Annotated in this window: 16 protein-coding genes, 1 tRNA gene, 2 rRNA genes and 1 pseudogene (1 of these 20 only partly in view); 15 read left to right on the forward strand and 5 right to left on the reverse strand. The window is 54.5% G+C overall.

Features of this window, described 5'->3' with window-relative positions; genetic code table 11:
• The 3 genes from BAR1_RS02475 to BAR1_RS02485 form a co-directional block, all read left to right on the forward strand.
• Nucleotides 1-1,513, forward strand: a 23S ribosomal RNA gene (locus BAR1_RS02475); it begins 1,333 nt to the left of the window's first position.
• Nucleotides 1,514-1,622: 109 nt separating this feature from the next.
• Nucleotides 1,623-1,737 (forward strand): 5S ribosomal RNA (gene rrf / locus BAR1_RS02480).
• Between the two features lie 105 nt (nt 1,738-1,842).
• Nucleotides 1,843-1,919 (forward strand) — tRNA-Met (locus BAR1_RS02485).
• A 312-nt stretch (nt 1,920-2,231) separates the two neighbouring features.
• On the opposite strand, the gene BAR1_RS02490 is transcribed toward BAR1_RS02485, so the two are convergent.
• From BAR1_RS02490 to BAR1_RS02500, 3 genes and pseudogenes are all read right to left on the reverse strand, one after another.
• Nucleotides 2,232-3,023, reverse strand: a complete 792-nt coding sequence (locus tag BAR1_RS02490; protein WP_162891648.1) for a hypothetical protein — start codon at nt 3,021-3,023, stop codon at nt 2,232-2,234.
• A 47-nt stretch (nt 3,024-3,070) separates the two neighbouring features.
• Nucleotides 3,071-3,183, reverse strand: a pseudogene (locus BAR1_RS18380) (transposase domain-containing protein); the annotation flags it as partial.
• A gap of 62 nt (nt 3,184-3,245) precedes the next feature.
• Nucleotides 3,246-4,904 (reverse strand): NAD+ synthase, encoded by a 1,659-nt coding sequence (locus BAR1_RS02500; protein WP_118941551.1) that lies wholly within the window; start codon nt 4,902-4,904, stop codon nt 3,246-3,248.
• 132 nt (nt 4,905-5,036) lie between these two features.
• Here BAR1_RS02500 and BAR1_RS02505 point away from each other — a divergent pair, with 132 nt between their 5' ends.
• Nucleotides 5,037-6,509 carry a 2-isopropylmalate synthase gene (locus BAR1_RS02505; RefSeq protein ID WP_228408691.1) on the forward strand — a complete coding sequence of 491 codons (1,473 nt, stop codon included), beginning with the start codon at nt 5,037-5,039 and terminating at the stop codon, nt 6,507-6,509.
• Between the two features lie 11 nt (nt 6,510-6,520).
• Complete coding sequence (locus BAR1_RS02510) at nt 6,521-7,108, forward strand: DUF4453 domain-containing protein (protein ID WP_118941552.1); 588 nt, start codon at nt 6,521-6,523, stop codon at nt 7,106-7,108.
• Between the two features lie 42 nt (nt 7,109-7,150).
• On the opposite strand, the gene BAR1_RS02515 is transcribed toward BAR1_RS02510, so the two are convergent.
• Nucleotides 7,151-8,422 (reverse strand): NAD(P)/FAD-dependent oxidoreductase, encoded by a 1,272-nt coding sequence (locus tag BAR1_RS02515; protein ID WP_118941553.1) that lies wholly within the window; start codon nt 8,420-8,422, stop codon nt 7,151-7,153.
• A gap of 342 nt (nt 8,423-8,764) precedes the next feature.
• On the opposite strand from BAR1_RS02515, the gene BAR1_RS02520 reads away from it, so the two are divergent.
• The 6 genes from BAR1_RS02520 to rodA all read left to right on the forward strand — a co-directional run bounded on the left by BAR1_RS02520 (nt 8,765) and on the right by rodA (nt 16,159).
• The gene (locus BAR1_RS02520; RefSeq protein ID WP_118941554.1) at nt 8,765-10,312 is read left to right on the forward strand and encodes a 2-isopropylmalate synthase; all 1,548 of its coding nucleotides are present in this window, start codon (nt 8,765-8,767) and stop codon (nt 10,310-10,312) included.
• 290 nt (nt 10,313-10,602) lie between these two features.
• On the forward strand, nt 10,603-11,640 hold the full coding sequence (locus BAR1_RS02525; protein WP_118941555.1) for a rod shape-determining protein: 1,038 nt from the start codon (nt 10,603-10,605) through the stop codon (nt 11,638-11,640).
• Nucleotides 11,641-11,666: 26 nt separating this feature from the next.
• Entirely contained in the window at nt 11,667-12,575 is a 909-nt protein-coding gene (gene mreC / locus BAR1_RS02530) for a rod shape-determining protein MreC (protein ID WP_118941556.1), read from the forward strand.
• A complete protein-coding gene (locus BAR1_RS02535; protein WP_228408693.1) occupies nt 12,565-13,107 on the forward strand; it encodes a rod shape-determining protein MreD in 543 nt (180 codons plus the stop codon). The genes mreC and BAR1_RS02535 overlap by 11 nt, the downstream gene beginning before the upstream one ends.
• Nucleotides 13,104-15,023 (forward strand): penicillin-binding protein 2, encoded by a 1,920-nt coding sequence (gene mrdA / locus BAR1_RS02540; RefSeq protein ID WP_118941558.1) that lies wholly within the window; start codon nt 13,104-13,106, stop codon nt 15,021-15,023. The genes BAR1_RS02535 and mrdA overlap by 4 nt, the downstream gene beginning before the upstream one ends.
• Complete coding sequence (gene rodA, locus BAR1_RS02545; RefSeq protein WP_118941559.1) at nt 15,020-16,159, forward strand: rod shape-determining protein RodA; 1,140 nt, start codon at nt 15,020-15,022, stop codon at nt 16,157-16,159. Before mrdA ends, rodA begins: the two co-directional genes overlap by 4 nt.
• Here rodA and BAR1_RS02550 read toward each other — a convergent pair.
• Nucleotides 16,156-16,446 (reverse strand): type 2 periplasmic-binding domain-containing protein, encoded by a 291-nt coding sequence (locus BAR1_RS02550; RefSeq protein WP_162891649.1) that lies wholly within the window; start codon nt 16,444-16,446, stop codon nt 16,156-16,158. The two genes, rodA and BAR1_RS02550, sit on opposite strands and share 4 nt — an antisense overlap.
• A gap of 566 nt (nt 16,447-17,012) precedes the next feature.
• On the opposite strand from BAR1_RS02550, the gene BAR1_RS02560 reads away from it, so the two are divergent.
• The 4 genes from BAR1_RS02560 to BAR1_RS02575 are packed head-to-tail and all read left to right on the forward strand — an operon-like array spanning nt 17,013 to nt 19,631.
• Complete coding sequence (locus BAR1_RS02560) at nt 17,013-17,306, forward strand: helix-turn-helix transcriptional regulator (protein ID WP_118941562.1); 294 nt, start codon at nt 17,013-17,015, stop codon at nt 17,304-17,306.
• A complete protein-coding gene (locus BAR1_RS02565; protein WP_118941563.1) occupies nt 17,299-18,237 on the forward strand; it encodes a reverse transcriptase family protein in 939 nt (312 codons plus the stop codon). The genes BAR1_RS02560 and BAR1_RS02565 overlap by 8 nt, the downstream gene beginning before the upstream one ends.
• 54 nt (nt 18,238-18,291) lie before the next feature.
• The gene (locus tag BAR1_RS02570; protein ID WP_118941564.1) at nt 18,292-18,702 is read left to right on the forward strand and encodes a VOC family protein; all 411 of its coding nucleotides are present in this window, start codon (nt 18,292-18,294) and stop codon (nt 18,700-18,702) included.
• Nucleotides 18,699-19,631, forward strand: coding sequence for a 2-hydroxyacid dehydrogenase (locus tag BAR1_RS02575; RefSeq protein WP_118941565.1), 933 nt, complete (start codon nt 18,699-18,701; stop codon nt 19,629-19,631). Before BAR1_RS02570 ends, BAR1_RS02575 begins: the two co-directional genes overlap by 4 nt.
• The last annotated feature ends 19 nt before the right edge of the window (nt 19,632-19,650 follow it).

The following is a 19,650-nucleotide window of genomic DNA, read 5'->3' on the forward strand; positions in this document are numbered from 1 at the left end:
CAGAAGTGAGAATGATGACATGAGTAGCGACAAAGAGGGTGAGAGACCCTCTCGCCGAAAATCCAAGGGTTCCTGCTTAAAGCTAATCTGAGCAGGGTAAGCCGACCCCTAAGGCGAGGCCGAAAGGCGTAGTCGATGGGAACCAGGTTAATATTCCTGGGCCAGGAGGATGTGACGGATCCCAGACGTAGTTCATCCTTATCGGATTGAATGGGCTGCTAAGGGGTTCCTGGAAATAGCCCTCCGCTAGATCGTACCCTAAACCGACACAGGTGGATAGGTAGAGAATACCAAGGCGCTTGAGAGAACCACATTTAAGGAACTCGGCAAAATACCTCCGTAAGTTCGCGAGAAGGAGGCCCGGGCAGGACGCAAGTCTTGTTCGGGGGCACAAACCAGGGGGTGGCGACTGTTTACTAAAAACACAGGGCTCTGCGAAGTCGCAAGACGACGTATAGGGTCTGACGCCTGCCCGGTGCCTGAAGGTTAAAAGGAGGAGTGCAAGCTCCGAATTGAAGCCCAGGTAAACGGCGGCCGTAACTATAACGGTCCTAAGGTAGCGAAATTCCTTGTCGGGTAAGTTCCGACCTGCACGAATGGCGTAACGACTTCCCCGCTGTCTCGAATGTGGACTCAGCGAAATTGAAATACCTGTCAAGATGCAGGTTTCCCGCGGTTAGACGGAAAGACCCCGTGCACCTTTACTACAGCTTCACACTGGCATCAGGCCAAGCATGTGCAGGATAGGTGGTGGGCTTTGAACTCAGGACGCCAGTTCTGAGGGAGCCTCCCTTGAGATACCACCCTTGCTTTGCTTGATGTCTAACCGCGGTCCGTTATCCGGATCCGGGACCCTGTGTGGCGGGTAGTTTGACTGGGGCGGTCGCCTCCCAAAGAGTAACGGAGGCGCGCGAAGGTTGGCTCAGACCGGTCGGAAATCGGTCGTTGAGTGCAATGGCAGAAGCCAGCCTGACTGCGAGACTGACACGTCGAGCAGAGTCGAAAGACGGCCATAGTGATCCGGTGGTCCCGAGTGGAAGGGCCATCGCTCAACGGATAAAAGGTACGCCGGGGATAACAGGCTGATGGTGCCCAAGAGTCCATATCGACGGCACCGTTTGGCACCTCGATGTCGGCTCATCTCATCCTGGGGCTGGAGCAGGTCCCAAGGGTACGGCTGTTCGCCGTTTAAAGAGGTACGTGAGCTGGGTTTAGAACGTCGTGAGACAGTTCGGTCCCTATCTGCCGTGGGTGTAGGATACTTGAGAGGAGTTGCCCCTAGTACGAGAGGACCGGGGTGAACGTTCCACTGGTGGACCAGTTGTCATGCCAATGGCAGTGCTGGGTAGCTATGAACGGACAGGATAACCGCTGAAGGCATCTAAGCGGGAAGCCCCCCTCAAAACAAGGTATCCCTGAGAGCCGAAGTAGACCACTTCGTCGATAGGCCAGAGATGTAAGCGCAGCAATGCGTTCAGTTGACTGGTACTAATTGCTCGATAGGCTTGATTTGATCCAGTAATAGAAAGACTTTGCTGGAACAAAGCATACTACACACTACAAAATACACGATCAGGAGAGTTGCGGCCAAAACCGCACTGATGTTTGCACTTCTTTCTCGGTTTGGTGGTCATAGCACAAGTGAAACACCCGATCCCATCCCGAACTCGGCAGTTAAGCACTGTTGCGCCAATGGTACTGCGTCTTAAGGCGTGGGAGAGTAGGTCACCGCCAAACCTAGTAAGAAGTGCAAGTTCGCAAATTTGCCATGCAAATGCGCGAGGTATCTCTCTAACGATGCTTCCCGGATACATTCTACCCCCTCCGGGAAAGCGCTTTTGGCGCGGGATGGAGCAGCCCGGTAGCTCGTCAGGCTCATAACCTGAAGGTCGTAGGTTCAAATCCTACTCCCGCAACCAAAAATAATAAATAATATCAAAAACTTACGGGCCGCCCCCGCGGGTGGCATTGAGGATTTTGCCGGAGTATAGTTGCCGGGTTCAACAGCGACATTACGGAAACCCAACGGGGAGATGCACCGCCAACGGATAGTGGGCATGCGTGATATATGGAACATGACATTTTCTATACCGTTTGTCCTGACGAGGGGGCTGGTCGCGATGCATGTATTCAACTGTGTGATAGAAAGATAACCAGCAAGCGGCGGTTCGCGTGTCAACAAAACGGACGTTTCGTGGGCAGGCAATCCCGCTATCTAGAACGGAAATTGATTATTCAGGCAACTGGATAATCGGGACATCCTTCAATTCGTTTAACTGGTCAGTAATTTCAATATGGCGGTAGGCATTGCGCAGTTGTTGCGCAAGAAAAGCGAGGCGATCAAAGTCAAAAGGTCGGGTGTTTATTAAGTACGAAGGTTCTCCTCTGGGGATGTGGATAATCTGCTTTGTAATAAACAGGATTTCAGATGGCGTGTAGCGGATATACAGGAAGCAATGGTACCCTTTCTCGGGTGCATTCATGGGATCTCCCTTCACACAAGTTAAAATGTGTTCTGGAATGTCCCGCGCATCTGAACCGGGAAAGACCAAATCAAACTCCCTCGGCATGTTTTCTTTGCTCACCGGAACTGTTAACCGAGAAAGATTGATGCTTGGTACAAACACTTGGTAAGTAAAGCCACCAAGCTCAATCTGGCCAACTTTTTCAGACGGATTTTGCCGTAGGCCCGGCAAAGCTTCCAAAAACCCGTAGTGATTCCTAATTCTCCCAAACGTTTCATGAATATCGGGGAAGTTTTCAACAGCATAGGCATCAAGGCGCTGTTCTGAGTTAATTGTCAAATTGGGCCTATTCATTAGCGGTGGATAGGCAAACCCTTGCGTACAGATTCTGAAAAAATGTGAGCCAATTTTTCCGATTAGGCCCTCAGGATAGTATTTCTCTCCTTTAGCGCAAAAAGGTTCTTTCGGGGCGCCTTGCGCTTTTGCTGTTACCTGGGTGATCATGCAAACAATGATTGTGACACGCAAAACCTCCTTTACAAAGCTTATTACCCGCATCTTTCTATATCTACCTTTGCAATAGGGTATGCGTCCGCCGCCTACGCCTACCGATTATAATTCCACGGCATCAGTTCGTCCACTCGGTTGATCTTGTGGTCGGCGATGCGTTCCAAACCCAAGTGAGCCATGCCTGCGGATAGACCTTGTTCAGCTTGGCGGCGGTTTCAACCTGTGCTGTTTGACGGGGTGCAAGGGACGCTTACACTCAAACAGTGTGAATCAACTCTCGTCTCGCCAGCGGTTCACGATCGGATAGCGTCGGTCCAGCCAGAAAGACCGCATGGTTAGGCGTGGTCCGGGCGCAGACTGGAAGCGTTTGTATTCACTGATATACAGCAGGTGTTCGACCTTTTTCACCACAGTGCGCTCAAACCCTTCGGCGACCAGTTCGGCCACGGATTTTTCATCATCCACCAGCCCCGTCAGGATCGCGTCCAGTATGTCATAGGGCGGCAGGCTGTCGTCGTCGCGTTGATCGTCGCGCAATTCTGCCGATGGCGGTTTGTCGATCACACGCGGCGGGATCACTTCGCGGGCCGGCCCCGCCATCCAGTCGCGATGGTTGGCGTTGCGCCAGCGACAGGTTTCGAAAACGCGTGTTTTATACATGTCTTTCAGTGGGTTATACCCTCCCGCCATATCGCCGTAGATGGTGGCATAGCCCACGGCGACCTCGGATTTATTGCCAGTGGTCAGCAGCATTTCCCCGAATTTGTTGGACAGGGCCATCAACAACAGCCCGCGCAGGCGGGACTGGATGTTTTCCTCGGTCAGCCCTTCTTCGGTGCCTTCAAACAGCGGAGCAAGCGTGTTGGTGATGGCTTGGCGCCCCTCGGTGATCGGCACATAATCGTACCGGCATCCCAGATTTTCAGCGATTTCCTGCGCGTCATCCAGTGACGACTGCGAGGTGTATTCCGAGGGCAGCATCACACAGCGCACATTTTGCGGCCCCAGAGCGTCAGCCGCAATGGTTGCCACAATGGCGCTGTCGATCCCGCCTGACAGGCCCAGTAATACCTTTTTGAATCCGGTCTTGCGCATGTAATCGCGCAAGGCCTCGACCATCACGCGGTAATCCTGCTCCCACTCATCCGGTTGCGGGGCCAGATCGCCTTTGACGGCGCGCCAGCCGTCGGCCTCGCGGGTGAAATCGACGTGTGTTACGACCTCTTCAAACGGGGGCAGCAGCAGCGCCAGTTCCCCGCCCGGGTTCAGCACAAAGGACGCCCCGTCAAATACCTGATCATCCTGCCCGCCGACCATATTCAGATAAACCAGCGGCAGATCATTTTCCGTTACCCGCGCCACCATGATGTTCATGCGCACGTCCAGCTTGTTGCGAAAATAGGGCGAGCCATTGGGGATCAACAGGATTTCCGCGCCGGTTTCGGTCAGGGTTTCGGCCACATCCTCGTGCCATGCGTCCTCGCAAATGGGCGAGCCGATGCGGATATTGCCAATACTGTAGGGACCGGCCGGATCGCCACTGTCAAACAGGCGCTTTTCGTCGAATACGGTTTCGTTTGGCAGGTGGTGTTTCAGCACGCGACGAATGATCTTGCCGCCCTGCAGGATATAATAGGCATTGTACAGCTTGTCCCCGTCAGCATACGGCCCGCCGATGGCCAGTGCGGGGCCATCGGCACAGTCCTTGGCCAGTTGTTCGATGTGGTGCATGGCGTCGGCGGTAAAAGCGGGTTTCATCACCAGATCCTGCACCTGATAGCCGGTGATGAACATTTCCGGCAGGGCAACCAGACCGGCACCTGCATCACGCCCCTGTTCCCACGCAATACGCGCTTTGGCAGCGTTATCGTCCAAAGCCCCCACAGTCGGGTTCAACTGGGCCAATGTCAGGCGGAATTTGTCAGACATGCGTGCGTATCCTTTGTTCTTACCGGATTTATTAGCAGAGTTACGCCCGAGGGGAAGCCCAGAAGCGCAAAAGGCGTTGTCAGGGGGGCGGGGCTCTACTAGGTTCCTTCGTAACAAATATAGGGGGCCGATGTGTTCAAGGTTAAAGCAGCAAAGACGCAAATGCAGGTGGCATTGGTCGGGGTGGCTCTGTCCCTCGGCTTGGCCAGTGCAGGATACAGCCAGAACACGACCGAGGTTATCACAAAACAGTACGGTGATGGCGGTCTTTACGAGGGAACCTTTCTTGATGGCAAACGGCACGGCACCGGAACCTACCGCCTGCCCAATGGCTATGAATATAGCGGCGAGTGGGTCGAGGGGTATGCCAGCGGGCAGGGGATGGCGAAGTTCCAGAACGGATCAATCTACACCGGCTCTTTTGTCAAAGGCAAGCCGGACGGGTTTGGCAAGATCCTGTTTCCGGATGGCAGCAGTTACGAGGGCGACTGGGTCGAGGCGCAGATAACCGGTAACGGGATATGGGTCTATCCGAATGGCGCCCAGTACGAGGGCGGATTTCGTAATGGTCTGCGCCACGGTGAAGGCACAATGAAAAGCCCCAGCGGGCTGATCTATCAGGGGGAATGGGTCAACGGGGTCAAGGAAGGGCTGGCAAAGATTGTCTACCCGGACGGATCAGTTTTCGAGGGGACCATGTTAAAAGGAAACCGCGAAGGCAAAGGGACACTCAGAACTCAGGACGGAACCAGCTACGACGGAGACTGGAAAGGTGACAAATTCGACGGCACCGGCGTGCTGACCCTGCTGGATCGCACGGTATATTCCGGCGAGTTCAAGGCCAACCAACGTGACGGCAAAGGCAAGATCACCTATCCTGATGGCTCGGTATACGAGGGTGATTTCAAGGATGACCAGCGCCACGGACAGGGCACGTTTACCAGCGCGGACGGGCAGGTCTATATTGGGAGCTGGATCAAAGGTGTCATGGAGGGCAAGGGCGAAGAGCATTATCCCGACGGCTCGGTCTATGTTGGCCAGTTCAAGAACAATTTGCCGAACGGGCAGGGCAAAATGACCTATGCCGATGGCGGTACTTACGAGGGAAACTGGCTGGACGGGGCGCCGGATGGCAAAGGGGTTGCCCGTTATTCCAATGGTATGGTTTACGAAGGCGACTTCAAAAATGGCAGCTTTAACGGTCAAGGCATACTGACCACACCCGAGAAATACAAATATGTTGGTGGCTGGGAGAACGGCCGCCGTGAAGGCGAAGGCAAGGAATATACCGACGGCCAGCTTATCTATTCAGGTGGGTTCCTGAAAGGGTTGCGGGAAGGGCGGGGTGAACTGACCTTGCCAAGTGGTTTCAAATATACCGGTGGTTTCAAGGCCGACAAATTCCACGGCCAAGGCAAGGCAACATACCCGAGTGGCGATGTCTATGAAGGTATGTTTGCCGACAACAAACGCGACGGGCAGGGAACTGTTTTCTATGCCGATGGCAAAACGGCCTCGGGGCTCTGGCGCAATGATGTTCTGACCAAAGAGGTGCCTGTGGATAGTGAGACTGGGGAACAATCCCCTGAGGATAACTCGAACTAGAAAGTGTAACTATGAAGTTTTTAATTGGTTTGGCAGTTGCCATAGGCATATCGTCACCGGCGTTTGCCGATATTGAAAATCCCTGTGCGGACCTCTGGTTTTCACGCAACGCTATGCTGGACAAGGCGGGCTATTGTTTTTCAACCCCTTTGGGCAAGGCGCTGTTCGATAACAGTGACTGCACTACAAAACAGCCAGAATTGACGCCCGAAGTCAAAGCCCAGATTGCTGTTATTCGCGAACTGGAGCAAGGGGACGAAGGCGGGTTTTACGCGGCCTGCAATATTGACACAGGGCAGCAAAAGCTGGATTTGCCCGACCTCGAGCTTCGCAAGCAACTGGATTTCCAGCCGGCAACCGATGGCGGCACCGGTGTTTGTTTCGGATATACGGGACCGGAACAGCCGCTGTTTGCCGCCCCTTGGGAAAATGCCCGCACGATTGGCGTAATCCACCAGGGCGATGATATCACCATTGCGCATCTGGATTGGCATGGCTGGGGGTTTACAACCGTCATGCAGGGCAACGAAACAAAGGCATTGGGCTGGTATAAAATACCGGTTGCCGATCCTGCCCAATGCAGGGTTTTCGCTGGCTGATCCGGCAAAAGAAAACGGGGCCTGTTCAAGGCCCCGTTTTTGTTATTTTTGCAGCTTGGTGATTTTCAGCATCTTCATGATGCGTTTTTCATACCAGGGCTCGGAAACGCCTTTTTTGACTTTGCGGATAAAATACCATTCAAACGCCAGCTTGGCCCAATGCACCCAACGACCGCTTGAGGTCCAGTTTTTGTTGCGCGGCGGATTTTGCGGCATCGCAAGGAAGGCAAAACCACGGTTGCCAAAGTCGGCCAGACAGAAGGCGTTCCAGGTGGCCATTTCCTTGGGTTCTTTGCCAGCAATCACATCGGGGATGTTGTGTGCTGTTGCCGTAACCATGCTTTCAATCATAAAGCCGGTTTTCGGAACACCCGTTGGAACCGGAGTGATGACCGGTGGTGCGATGGCAATACATACGCCGATGGCAAAGATGTTCTGGTATTTCGGGTTGCGCTGGAATTCGTCAACAATGACGAAACCGCGCGGGTTTACCAGCCCTTCCAGCCCCATCAATGCGGGAATGCCGCGGAAGGCCGGCAGGAACATGCTGTAACCGAATTCTTCTTCGTGTTTGGCTTTTTCGGAACCGTCCTCGTTCACTTCGGTAAATTGCACTTTGTCTTTTTCAAATTTGTCGATCTTGCAATTGGTCACCCATTTGATGTCCCGATCCCGCAGCGCGCTTTCCAGCATCCCTTTGGTATCGCCGACGCCGCCCAGACCAAGATGGCCGATATAGGGCTCGGAGGTCACAAAGGTCATCGGAACCTTGTGGCGGATTTTACGGCGGCGCAGATCTGTTTCGATGGTCAGCAGATATTCGTAAGCGGGGCCAAAACAGGACGCGCCCTGAACGGCGCCGATAACGATCGGGCCGGGGTTGGCACAAAAGGCATCCCAGTTGTTGCCGGAAATTTCCGCATGTTCCACATGACAGACCGAGGCCGTATACGCATCAGGGCCAAAGCCTTCGATTTCATCAAATGCCAGATCGGGACCGGTGGCGATCACCAGATAGTCGTAGGTAACCTCGCGGCCGCTCTCCAGAACGATCCTGTTTTCATCGGGGTGCAGTTTCTTTGCGCCATCGCAGATAAATTCGATTCCCCGTTTCGACATCACGGGTTCCAGTTCGACGATCAGTTCTTCTTTCTTGCGCCAACCAACGCCTGCCCAAGGGTTGGATGGTGTGAACTGAAAGTACGATTTATTGGAAATAACCGTTATTTTATCGCTTTTCGCAAGCGTTTCGCGCAGTTCATACGCCTGAATGGCGCCGCCCAAACCCGCGCCCAATACGACGACATGTGTCATAGCTCTCTCCCCGATGACAGATTTCTGGTGTTCATTCCGAAAGTCTATATAGAAAAACGCAATTACATTCAATATTCCCAATGTATCGCGTAACATTATGTCGCGTGCCAAATTTTGAAAGCCGGGCCTTTTCTTTTTAAATCCGGCCTCCTATAGTCACGGCGTGATGATGACATTTGGACATATCCTTGTTGATACCGCAGCCCGCGCCCTTGGCCTGCTCCTGTCGTCGATCCTACTTCTTAGCCGCCTCTGAGCGTGCCGATATGGCGCGACCGCTCAGAGGGGACAATCGCGCCAATGCACCTTCAGGCTAAGACACAGAACACGAAAGTTTCCAAAATGACCGATACATCAACGCAAGACCGCGTAATCATCTTTGACACCACCTTGCGCGACGGCGAACAATCCCCGGGCGCCACCATGACCCATGACGAAAAGCTGGAAATCGCATCCCTGCTGGACGAAATGGGCGTGGATGTGATCGAGGCGGGTTTTCCGATCGCCTCCGAGGGCGATTTTGCCGCTGTGTCCGAGATTGCCAAAAACAGCAAGAATTCGGTGATCTGCGGGCTGTCCCGCGCCAAGGTCGGCGATATCGACCGCTGCTGGGAGGCCGTAAAACATGCCGCCCGCCCGCGCATCCACACCTTTATCGGCACATCCCCCCAGCACCGCGCCATTCCAAATCTGGATATGGACGAAATGGCCGATGTGATCCATCAGACCGTGACCCACGCCCGCAACCTGTGCGACAATATCCAGTGGTCACCGATGGATGCCACCCGCACCGAGGACGATTACCTGTGCCGCGTGGTGGAAATTGCCATCAAGGCCGGTGCGACCACCATCAACATCCCCGATACCGTCGGTTATACCGCGCCAGCCGAAAGCGCCAAGATCATCCGCATGTTGCTGGAGCGTGTGCCGGGTGCCGATGACATCATCTTTGCCACCCATTGCCACAATGATCTGGGCATGGCCACGGCCAACGCGCTGGCCGCTGTGGATGCGGGCGCACGGCAGATCGAATGCACCATCAACGGTCTGGGCGAACGCGCCGGCAACACCGCGCTGGAAGAGGTGGTGATGGCAATGCGCGTGCGCAATGACATCATGCCGTACCAAACGGGCATTGATACCACCAAGATCATGAACCTGTCACGCATGGTCGCCACGGTATCCGGTTTTCCGGTGCAGTATAACAAGGCCATCGTCGGCAAGAACGCCTTTGCCCATGAAAGCGGTATCCATCAGGACGGGATGTTGAAATCGGCCGATACATTCGAAATCATGCGGCCCGAGGATGTGGGCCTGTCGGAAACCAATCTGGTGATGGGCAAACATTCGGGCCGCGCCGCGTTGCGGGCCAAGCTGGCCGATCTGGGCTATGATCTGGCCGACAACCAGTTGAAGGATGTGTTCGTGCGCTTCAAGGCGCTGGCGGATCGCAAGAAGGAAATCTTCGAGGACGACCTGATCGCCCTGATGCGCGACACCACATCGGATGCCGAACATGACACGATCCAGTTGAACCACCTGCGCGTGGTTTGTGGCACATCCGGTCCGCAGACAGCCGAAATGACGCTTGAGATCGAGGGCAAGGATTGCACCACCACGGCCACCGGTGACGGCCCTGTTGATGCTGCCTTTAATGCGGTAAAAGAACTGTTCCCGCATGATGCCCGTCTGCAGCTATATCAGGTCCACGCCGTGACCGAGGGCACCGATGCACAGGCGACAGTCAGTGTCCGGATGGAGGAAAACGGCAAGATCGTTATGGGCCAGTCCGCAGACACCGACACGGTTGTGGCCAGCGCAAGGGCCTATATCAACGCCCTGAACAAACTGCTGATCCGGCGCGAGAAAACAAAACCGCAAGATACCTAGGCCTTTGCGACAAAAATAATTTATCGGTTTTGGCGGGGGAATTGGAATTGCAAAATTCCAACATTTTCAATGGATTTATTCCCTGCCAAAGCCGCCCAGTTTCAGATTCCAGACTTTTCCGCCGTTTTTCAAGCCAGCGAGATCAGGGCAAATATCCGCAGGCAAGGCAAAAAGGCGCTGACATTTGCCCGCCCCCCCTTTACCCCCCCTGCGCCCGCCGCCTATAAGAAAATCCGCCCTTGATGGCAGAATCGCAGGGCTGTTGGTTTATCAAACGGGAAGCATGACGCATGGCTGGTCTTTCAGGACTGTTTTCGTCCGACATGGCAATTGATTTGGGCACAGCAAACACGTTGGTCTATGTCAAAGGCAAGGGCATCATTTTGAACGAACCTTCGGTGGTGGCCTATCACGTCAAGGACGGCGTAAAAAAGGTGCTGGCCGTGGGCGAAGACGCCAAGCTGATGCTGGGCCGAACACCGGGCAGCATCGAGGCAATCCGCCCGATGCGCGAAGGGGTGATTGCCGATTTTGATACAGCCGAGGAAATGATCAAACATTTCATCCGCAAGGTTCACAAACGCACAACCTTCTCCAAACCGAAAATCATCGTTTGCGTGCCCCATGGCGCGACACCGGTTGAAAAACGTGCCATCCGCCAGTCGGTTCTGTCTGCCGGTGCGCGCCGCGCCGGTCTAATCGCCGAACCGATTGCCGCCGCGATTGGCGCCGGTATGCCGATCACCGACCCGACTGGCAACATGGTTGTTGACATCGGCGGCGGCACCACCGAGGTGGCCGTGCTGTCACTGGGCGACATCGTTTACGCCCGCTCGGTGCGGGTCGGCGGGGACCGGATGGACGAAGCCATCATCAGTTACCTGCGTCGTCAGCATAACCTGCTGATTGGCGAAACCACCGCCGAGCGGATCAAGACCAGCATCGGCACAGCGCGGATGCCTGACGACGGGCGTGGGGCCTCGATGCATATTCGCGGGCGTGATCTGTTGAATGGTGTCCCCAAGGAAACCGAGGTCAATCAGGCCCAAATCGCCGAAGCCCTGGCCGAACCCGTGCAGCAAATTTGCGAAGCGGTGATGACAGCGCTGGAAGCCACACCGCCCGATCTGGCTGCGGATATTGTGGACCGCGGCGTGATGCTGACCGGTGGCGGTGCGCTGTTGGGGGATCTTGATCTGGCGCTGCGCGAGCAGACCGGGTTGGCGATCTCGATTGCTGATGAATCGCTGAATTGTGTAGCATTGGGCACCGGCAAGGCGCTTGAATATGAAAAGCAGCTACGCCATGTAATTGACTACGACAGCTAGGCCATATCCGGCCACGGGAGCGTCCCTTGGCAAAAGACCGAAACACCCATGCACATTATGTCCGCCCGATCAGGCGTATTCTGGTCGGGCTATTGGTGTTTGTGCTGTTGGCCCTGTTCCTGTTGTGGCGCATTGACAGCCCGCGTGTGGAACGGTTCCGTGCGGCCATTGTTGACCGTTTTGTGCCGAATTTCGAATGGGCACTGGTGCCGGTGACGGCGGCGGCGGGGATGATCGAGAATTTCCGCTCCTACAACAAGATTTACGAACAAAATCAGGAATTGCGCCGTGAATTGCAGCGCCTGAAATCGTGGAAAGAGGCCGCCGTTCAGCTGGAACAGCAAAACGCCAAACTGCTGGCGCTGAATTCGGTGCGGCTTGACCCGAAACTGACGTCGGTTTCCGGTGTGGTGCTGGCCGACAGTGGTTCCCCCTTTCGCCAGTCGGTTCTGCTGAATGTCGGATCGCGCGACGGGGTCAAGGACGGCTGGGCCACAATGGACGGGCTGGGGCTGGTCGGGCGCATTTCGGGGGTTGGCAAAAACACCGCGCGGGTGATCCTGCTGACGGATGCCAACAGCCGGATACCTGTGACAATCCAGCCATCCGGCCAAAGGTCGCTTTTGGTTGGCGACAATTTCGCGCGACCCCTGATCGAGTTTCTGGAAAAGCCGGAACTGGTGCGCCCCGGTGACAGGGTGGTGACCTCTGGCGATGGCGGGGTGTTTCCGGCCGGTTTGCTGGTGGGCGAAGTGACAAAGGATCTGGATCGGCGGTTAAGGGTTCGACTGGCTGCCGATTACGAGCGGCTGGATTTCCTGCGGGTTTTGCGCAGCCGCAATGTCGAGGTTATCAAAGACCCCGGCGCCCTGCTGATAGGCGAACGATCTGCGCCACAGCCCCCCGCACCCGAAGAGGGGGCGAATGATGGTTGATCCGGCTCTTAGTAGAAAATGGGTGTACTGGGCATTATTTCTGGTTCTTGCGGGCCTGATGTTCTTCATGCGCCTGATCCCGTTGCAAACCACCCCGTCAAACTGGGCAATGCCCGATCTGCTGGTTTGTATGTGCTTTGCGTGGGTGCTGCGCCGGCCTGATTATACGCCGGTGTTACTGATTGCCGCTGTCATGCTGCTGGCCGATATGCTGTTTCAACGCCCGCCCGGACTGATGGCGGCACTGGTTGTAATCGGCACCGAGTTTTTGCGCAGACGCACCCATCTGATGCGCGAACTGCCGTTCATGTTTGAATGGGCAATGGTGGCGGGGGTTATGGTTGCAATGCTCATCGCCTACAGGCTTGTCTTGATTGTTGTGATGCAGCCACGGCCGTCATTCTGGCTGTCGATGACGTTGTTGATTTCGACAATTGCGGCATATCCGCTGGTTGTGGCCTTTTCCCGATATGTGCTGGGTGTGCGCAAGATCGCCCCCGGTGAAGTAGATGAATTGGGGCACCGGATATGAGGCGAAACCCGAAAGACACCATTGAAAGCCAGCGTCGCATTACCCGCCGCGCACTGTTTCTCGGGGCCTCGCAACTGGCGTTTGTCGGGGTGCTTGCGGCCAGAATGCGGTATTTGCAGGTGGATCAGGCGGACCAATACCGGCTTTTGGCGGATGAAAACCGTATCAATATCCGCCTTTTGCCCCCGGCGCGCGGATTGATTTATGATCGAAACGGTGTGGCTTTGGCGGTGAATAAACCGCTCTACCGGATCACCATCGTGCGCGAAGATGCGGGTGACGTGAACAATGTTGTAGCGCGCCTGAATGCGCTGGTCCCGCTTGATCCCGAAGAAATCGCACGCGCGCTGGATGAAATGAAACGGCGCAGCCCCTTTGTGCCTGTAACACTTGCCGAGCGTCTTACATGGGAGGATATTGCCGAAGTTGCCGTCAACGCCCCAGCACTTCCTGGTGTCACACCCGAGGTTGGTCTGTCCCGCGCTTATCCTCTGGCGGATGATTTTGCCCATATCGTTGGTTATGTGGGGGCCGTGAACGAGGCTGATTTGAACCGTACCAATGACCGTGATCCGCTGCTGCAAATCCCCCGCTTCCAGATCGGCAAGGTCGGGGTCGAGGCCAAACTGGAAAAATCCCTGCGCGGCAAGGCAGGTATCAAGCGCATCGAAGTGAATTCAATTGGTCGTGTCATGCGCGAGCTGGGCCGGGAAGAAGGCGAGCCGGGGGCTAACCTGCAGTTGACCATCGACAGCGCATTGCAAAACTATGTTCAGGCGCGTCTTGAAGGGGAAAGTGCTGCGGCTGTTGTGATCGATGTGCAGACGGGGGATTTGCTGGCAATCGGTTCGACGCCCGCGTTTGATCCGAACAAATTTGTAAATGGCATATCGCAGGCGGACTATTCGGCGTTGTTGAATGACAAATATCGTCCGTTGCCAAACAAGGCTATACAAGGGGTTTACCCGCCGGCGTCGACATTCAAAATGATCACGGCCCTTGCCGCACTCGAAGCAGGGGTGCTGACTTCGGAAGAAACCGTAAAATGCAACGGGTTTGTCGAGGTGGGCGGCCGAAGGTTCCATTGCTGGAAACGCTCGGGCCATGGAAATGTAAACCTGAAAAACAGCCTGAAAAAATCATGTGACGTTTTCTATTACGAGATGGCACAGCGTGCAGGAATCGAAAAAATATCGGAGATGGCACGTAAATTCGGCTTTGGTACTAAATTTGATGTTCCGATGTCTTCAGTGGCCAAAGGATTGGCGCCAACAAAAAGCTGGAAACTGGAGCATCGTGGTTCGGAATGGGTGATCGGAGACTCCTTGAATGCTGCGATCGGACAGGGGTTTGTTTTATCGTCGCCCATGCAACAAGCATTGATGACCGCGCGGTTGGCCACAGGGCGGGCTGTTATGCCAAGGCTGATCAAATCGGTAAACGGGGCAGAAACCCCGATTAATGCAGGCGAGCCTTTGGGCATCAATGAAAACAATCTGCGATTGGTGCGAAAGGCAATGTATGCTGTCGTTAATGAAACCGGTGGCACCGCTTTTCGATCTCGGATTCTGACGGAAAACATGCGTATGGCTGGCAAGACCGGCACCAGTCAGGTCGGGAATACGGTGGTCCGCAATAAGGATGTGCCGTGGGAAAAACGCGATCACGCGCTGTTTGTCAGCTTTGCCCCGTTTGATAATCCGCGAATTGCCGTTTCTGTCGTGGTGGAGCATGGTGGCGGTGGGTCCAAGGCGGCAGCACCTATTGCCCGCGACATTGCACTTCAGGCGCTTTACGGGGAACTGCCACCCCTTGATGCCTACCCCGAGCGGGACCGTTGGCGCATCCGAAGCGAGCAAAAGGAGTTGAACCTGCGCGACCCGGAAACATTCCGCGAAGGTAAAGATCAGGCATGAGTTACCTTGAGCACAATATTAAAACGGTCCCGTCGGGCTTGCGGAAAATCCTGTTCCTGAACTGGCCGGTCATCCTGTTGCTTGCAGCGATCTCGGGCATCGGTTTCTTGATCCTGTATTCGGTTGCCGGCGGGTCGATGCGCCCCTGGGTCGAGCCGCAAATGAAACGCTTAGCCTTTGGCATGGGGTTGATGCTGTTTATCGCCATGGTGCCGATCTGGTTCTGGCGCAACATGTCGGCGCTGGCCTATCTGGTGTCTGTGCTGTTGCTGCTGGCTGTGCATTTCTTTGGCACAGTGAACATGGGGGCGAAACGCTGGATTGATCTGGGGTTTATGGTGTTGCAGCCGTCCGAACTGGCAAAAATAACCCTGATTATGGTGCTGGCGGCCTATTATGACTGGCTGGATATCAAGAAAACATCGCGGCCTTTGTGGGTGTTGATCCCTGTTATCATTATCATGGTACCTACCGCCCTTGTTCTGAAACAGCCGGATCTGGGCACTGCCATCCTGCTTGTGGCGGGGGGCGGTATTCTTATGTTTCTGGCCGGTGTCAGCTGGTTCTATTTCGCGGCTATCATTGCTGCGGTGGCCGCCGCTATTACTGCGGTTTTCGAGTTTCGCGGCACCGAATGGCAGTTCCTGAAGGATTATCAATATCGCCGGATTGACACCTTTCTGAACCCCGCATCCGATCCTTTGGGGGCCGGGTACCACATCACCCAGTCAAAGATTGCGCTGGGGTCCGGCGGGCTAACGGGGCGCGGGTTTATGCAAGGCACACAGGCACGGCTGAATTTCCTGCCGGAAAAACACACCGATTTTATTTTCACTACACTGGCCGAGGAATTCGGCTTTCTGGGCGCGATGTCATTGCTGGGCCTGTACGCCCTGATAATCGTGTTCTGTGTGGTGTCGGCAATAAGAAACAAGGACCGCTATGCATCGCTTATCACCCTTGGGGTGGCGGCCACGCTGTTTTTGTTCTTTGTGGTCAATATGTCGATGGTGATGGGGCTGGCCCCTGTTGTCGGGGTGCCTTTGCCGCTGGTGTCTTATGGTGGCTCGGCCATGCTGGTGCTGTTGATCGCCTTTGGCTTGATGCAGAGCGCCCACGTCCATCGCCCCCGTTAAACGATGGCGCCCCGGATCAATTTCAGCGCCGGATGATCTGCCTGATGGGTCCGGCACAACAGGCCGATTTTGCGCGCTTCCTTACCGATAGGCTGGAACCTCATATCGGGAAACCTGTCGACCAACCCGGCCCATTTCGGCACCACCGCCACGCCTAACCCGCTTTGCACCATAATGGCGATGGTATCCAGTGCGTCCAGTTCGCACAGAACCCGCAGGGTTTCATTGCAGTGTGTTGCAGGCTCAGTTAAAATAATGAAACTGCTCCATTTCGTCTCCGAACTCAAATATAGTTCGCTATAAGCGAATTTTATCTTGACGATAAGCTGCCATACCCTTATATACATTTTGTGTGAATACGGAATAAGTCCTCAAACCTAGCTTTGACTTATAGTCGAGGCGCGGAGAGTGAGAACTCTCTACCGTTTCATCCGCACAGGCCGCGAGGCCCCGGCGACGGGGAGTGCGCGGGCGGCGGGCGAAGCAGACGCGATAGCCGAGAACAGCTATCGCGTCTAGGTAAAGGGTGTAAGTCGTTGGTTCCGTTTTCTGGTTGGTGAGAACCCTTGGTTAGTTTGTCCATATCGGGCCTGCGGCCAAGGCAACCAGAAAGGAGAAAGTCTATGGCTTTTTTCGAGACACGCCAACGGCGGCGGTGGCGCAAATTGCGGAGGAAACTCCAAAAATTGCGTCGTGGGTTTTGGGGGAAACTTCAACGCCCCCTAACTTGGAAGCTCATTGTAAAGATGGGCTTCATCATCTACCGGATCTACCGGTTGGTGCTTTGGGTTCTTGATCTCTTCGATTAGACCGCTAACCCAATATCTAATGAAAGGCTAACTTAGGCAGGATCATGATAAACGAAGCTCTCAGACTGTTACGGGTTTTTCATGACCTTAAGCAATTTGAAATGGCCGAAAAACTTGGCATTTCCAAATCCCATATATCTGAAATAGAAAAAGGCACTAAAAGCCCGTCTCTTGACCTAATCGAACGTTATGCTTCAGAATTCAATGTCCCTGTTTCCTCTATTATGTTTTTTGCCGAAAAAATTCCAGACGCCAAAGATGGTGGGAAAGTGAAGGCCAAAATTGCGACAAAAGTCTTGGATATTCTGAAATTTGTTGAGCGTAAAGCCAATGCTTAAAGAAACAACAATAAACACGTATTCGTTGCGAGATAGCCCCTTTTTCCGACTTCGAAGTCGGAAAAAATTAGCGCAGCTTTTGCGAGTGTCACCTAAAACCCTTTCTGAAATCTCCCAAAGGGAAGATCTCTATTCAAGATATTGGAAAAGCAAAAAAGGCGACGTTTGGCTGAAAAGCCCGCCTGACGAAGTGGATGCCGACAAATACCGTCCTATAGATATTCCAGTTCACCGCCTAAAATCTCTACAGGCAAGGATCGCAAAATTGCTTTCTAGAATTACGCCTCCAGAGTGGTTGTTTAGTCCCGTCAAAGGTCGATCATATGTCGACAATGCAGCTTATCATAAGGGCGCAAAAGCATATTGGTTATTGGATATTGAAAATTTCTTTCCGAGTTGCTCTGGCAACAATGTGGTGCATTTCTTTTCCTCAAAGTTGGAATGCTCCCCCGATGTAACGGCTATTCTGGTCCATATAACGACAATCCTAGATACTGACACAGATCGTGTAGGGCTACCGCAGGGGGCTCCGTGCAGCCCAATATTAGCGTATTTTTCAAACCTAGATATGTGGGCTGAGATCGAAAGCATAGTCAAAAGAGCATCATTGAAACACGGGGTATATGCTGACGATATTACCATATCTGGGGGTATGGTGCCCAAGGCCGCGATATGGGAAATAAAAAAAGCAATTCATAAACATGGGCATAAAATTAAGGCCGCAAAAGAAGTCAGTTTGATACATGCGCCAGCCGATATTACTGGCGTTATAGTTGCCGAAGGAAAAACAAAATTGCCAAACCGCCAGTGGAAGAAACTCAACGAGTTACGGGCGGCTCGAAGCGTTGCCAAGGGTTCTAAACTGAAGCAACGACTGGACAATCAAATTTCTGGCCGTATTGCACAGAAAAACCAAGTTGAGCAGTCTTAATTGTGTGGCGCTATATACTCCTTACCAAAGCTACACAGCCAAAGGACGTAAGACATGTTGATTTTTCACCTTGCCTATAACGTCACCGATCTGGATCTGACCCGCGCCTTTTATGGCGGGGTGCTGGGATGTGTCGAGGGGCGCAGCACCGATACATGGGTTGATTTCAACTTTTTCGGCCACCAGATTTCGCTGCATCTGGGCGAACCCTTTGAAACCCGCGCCACCGGCAAGGTGGGCGATCATATGGTGATGATGCCGCATCTGGGTGTTGTGCTGGCGATGGATGAATGGCAATCCTTGGCCGACCGCCTGAAGGATGCGGGCATCGAATTTGTCATCCCGCCGACCCTGCGCTTTGCCGGGCAGCCGGGCGAGCAAAGCACGATGTTCTTTCTGGATCCGTCAGGCAATCCGATCGAAGTTAAGGGATTTGCCGATATGGCCGGAGTGTTTGCTACATGACCACCATCCTGTTTGCCGCCGGTTCCAAGCGCTGGGCGGAATACGAAACCCCGTTGCGCCGCGCACTGGATGCGCTGGGGCTTGACTATACCCTGTCGCCCGAAACGGATGATCCGGCGCAGGTGGATTACATCATTTATGCGCCCAACCCGTCACTGCACGACTTTACCCCGTTAACCAATGCCAAGGCGGTGCTCAGCCTTTGGGCGGGGGTCGAGCGGATTGTCGGAAATGAAACCCTGACCATGCCGCTGGCCCGTATGGTAAATGACGGCATGACCGAAGGCATGGTGGAATGGGTGGTCGCCAATGTGTTGCGGCATCATCTGGGGCTGGACAGGTATGTGTTGAACCCGACCCGTGAATGGGCACCCCGTGTGCCGCCACTGGCGCGGGACCGCAAGGTGGCGGTGCTGGGGCTGGGCGCGCTGGGGCAGGCCTGTGCAAAAGGGTTGGCCGGGATGAATTTCGACGTCACCGGCTGGAGCCGCAGCCGCAAGGATATTGCGGGGATCACCTGTCTGTCCGGTGATGACGGGTTGGCGCAGACCCTTGCGCGGGCGGAAATTCTGGTGTTGTTGCTGCCGTTGACAGCGGATACCGAAAACCTGCTGAATGCAAAGCGGCTGGCGCAGATGCCCGCAGGGGCGGTGGTGATCAACCCCGGACGCGGCCCTTTGATTGATGACGACGCCCTGCTGGCGGCGCTGGATAGCGGACATATCGCCCATGCCACGCTGGATGTGTTCCGCAAGGAACCATTGCCCGCTGATCACCCTTATTGGGCGCACCCCAAAGTCACAGTTACCCCGCATATCGCCTCGGATTTCCGAACCGATAGTGCTGCGCAGGTGATCGCCGAGAATATCCGGCGGGGCGAGGCGGGGGAGCCATTGCTGCATCTGGTTGATCGCGGTGCGGGGTATTAGAGCGACAGCCTGTTTTCTT

It is taken from the genome of Profundibacter amoris (assembly GCF_003544895.1).
GTDB lineage: Bacteria > Pseudomonadota > Alphaproteobacteria > Rhodobacterales > Rhodobacteraceae > Profundibacter > Profundibacter amoris.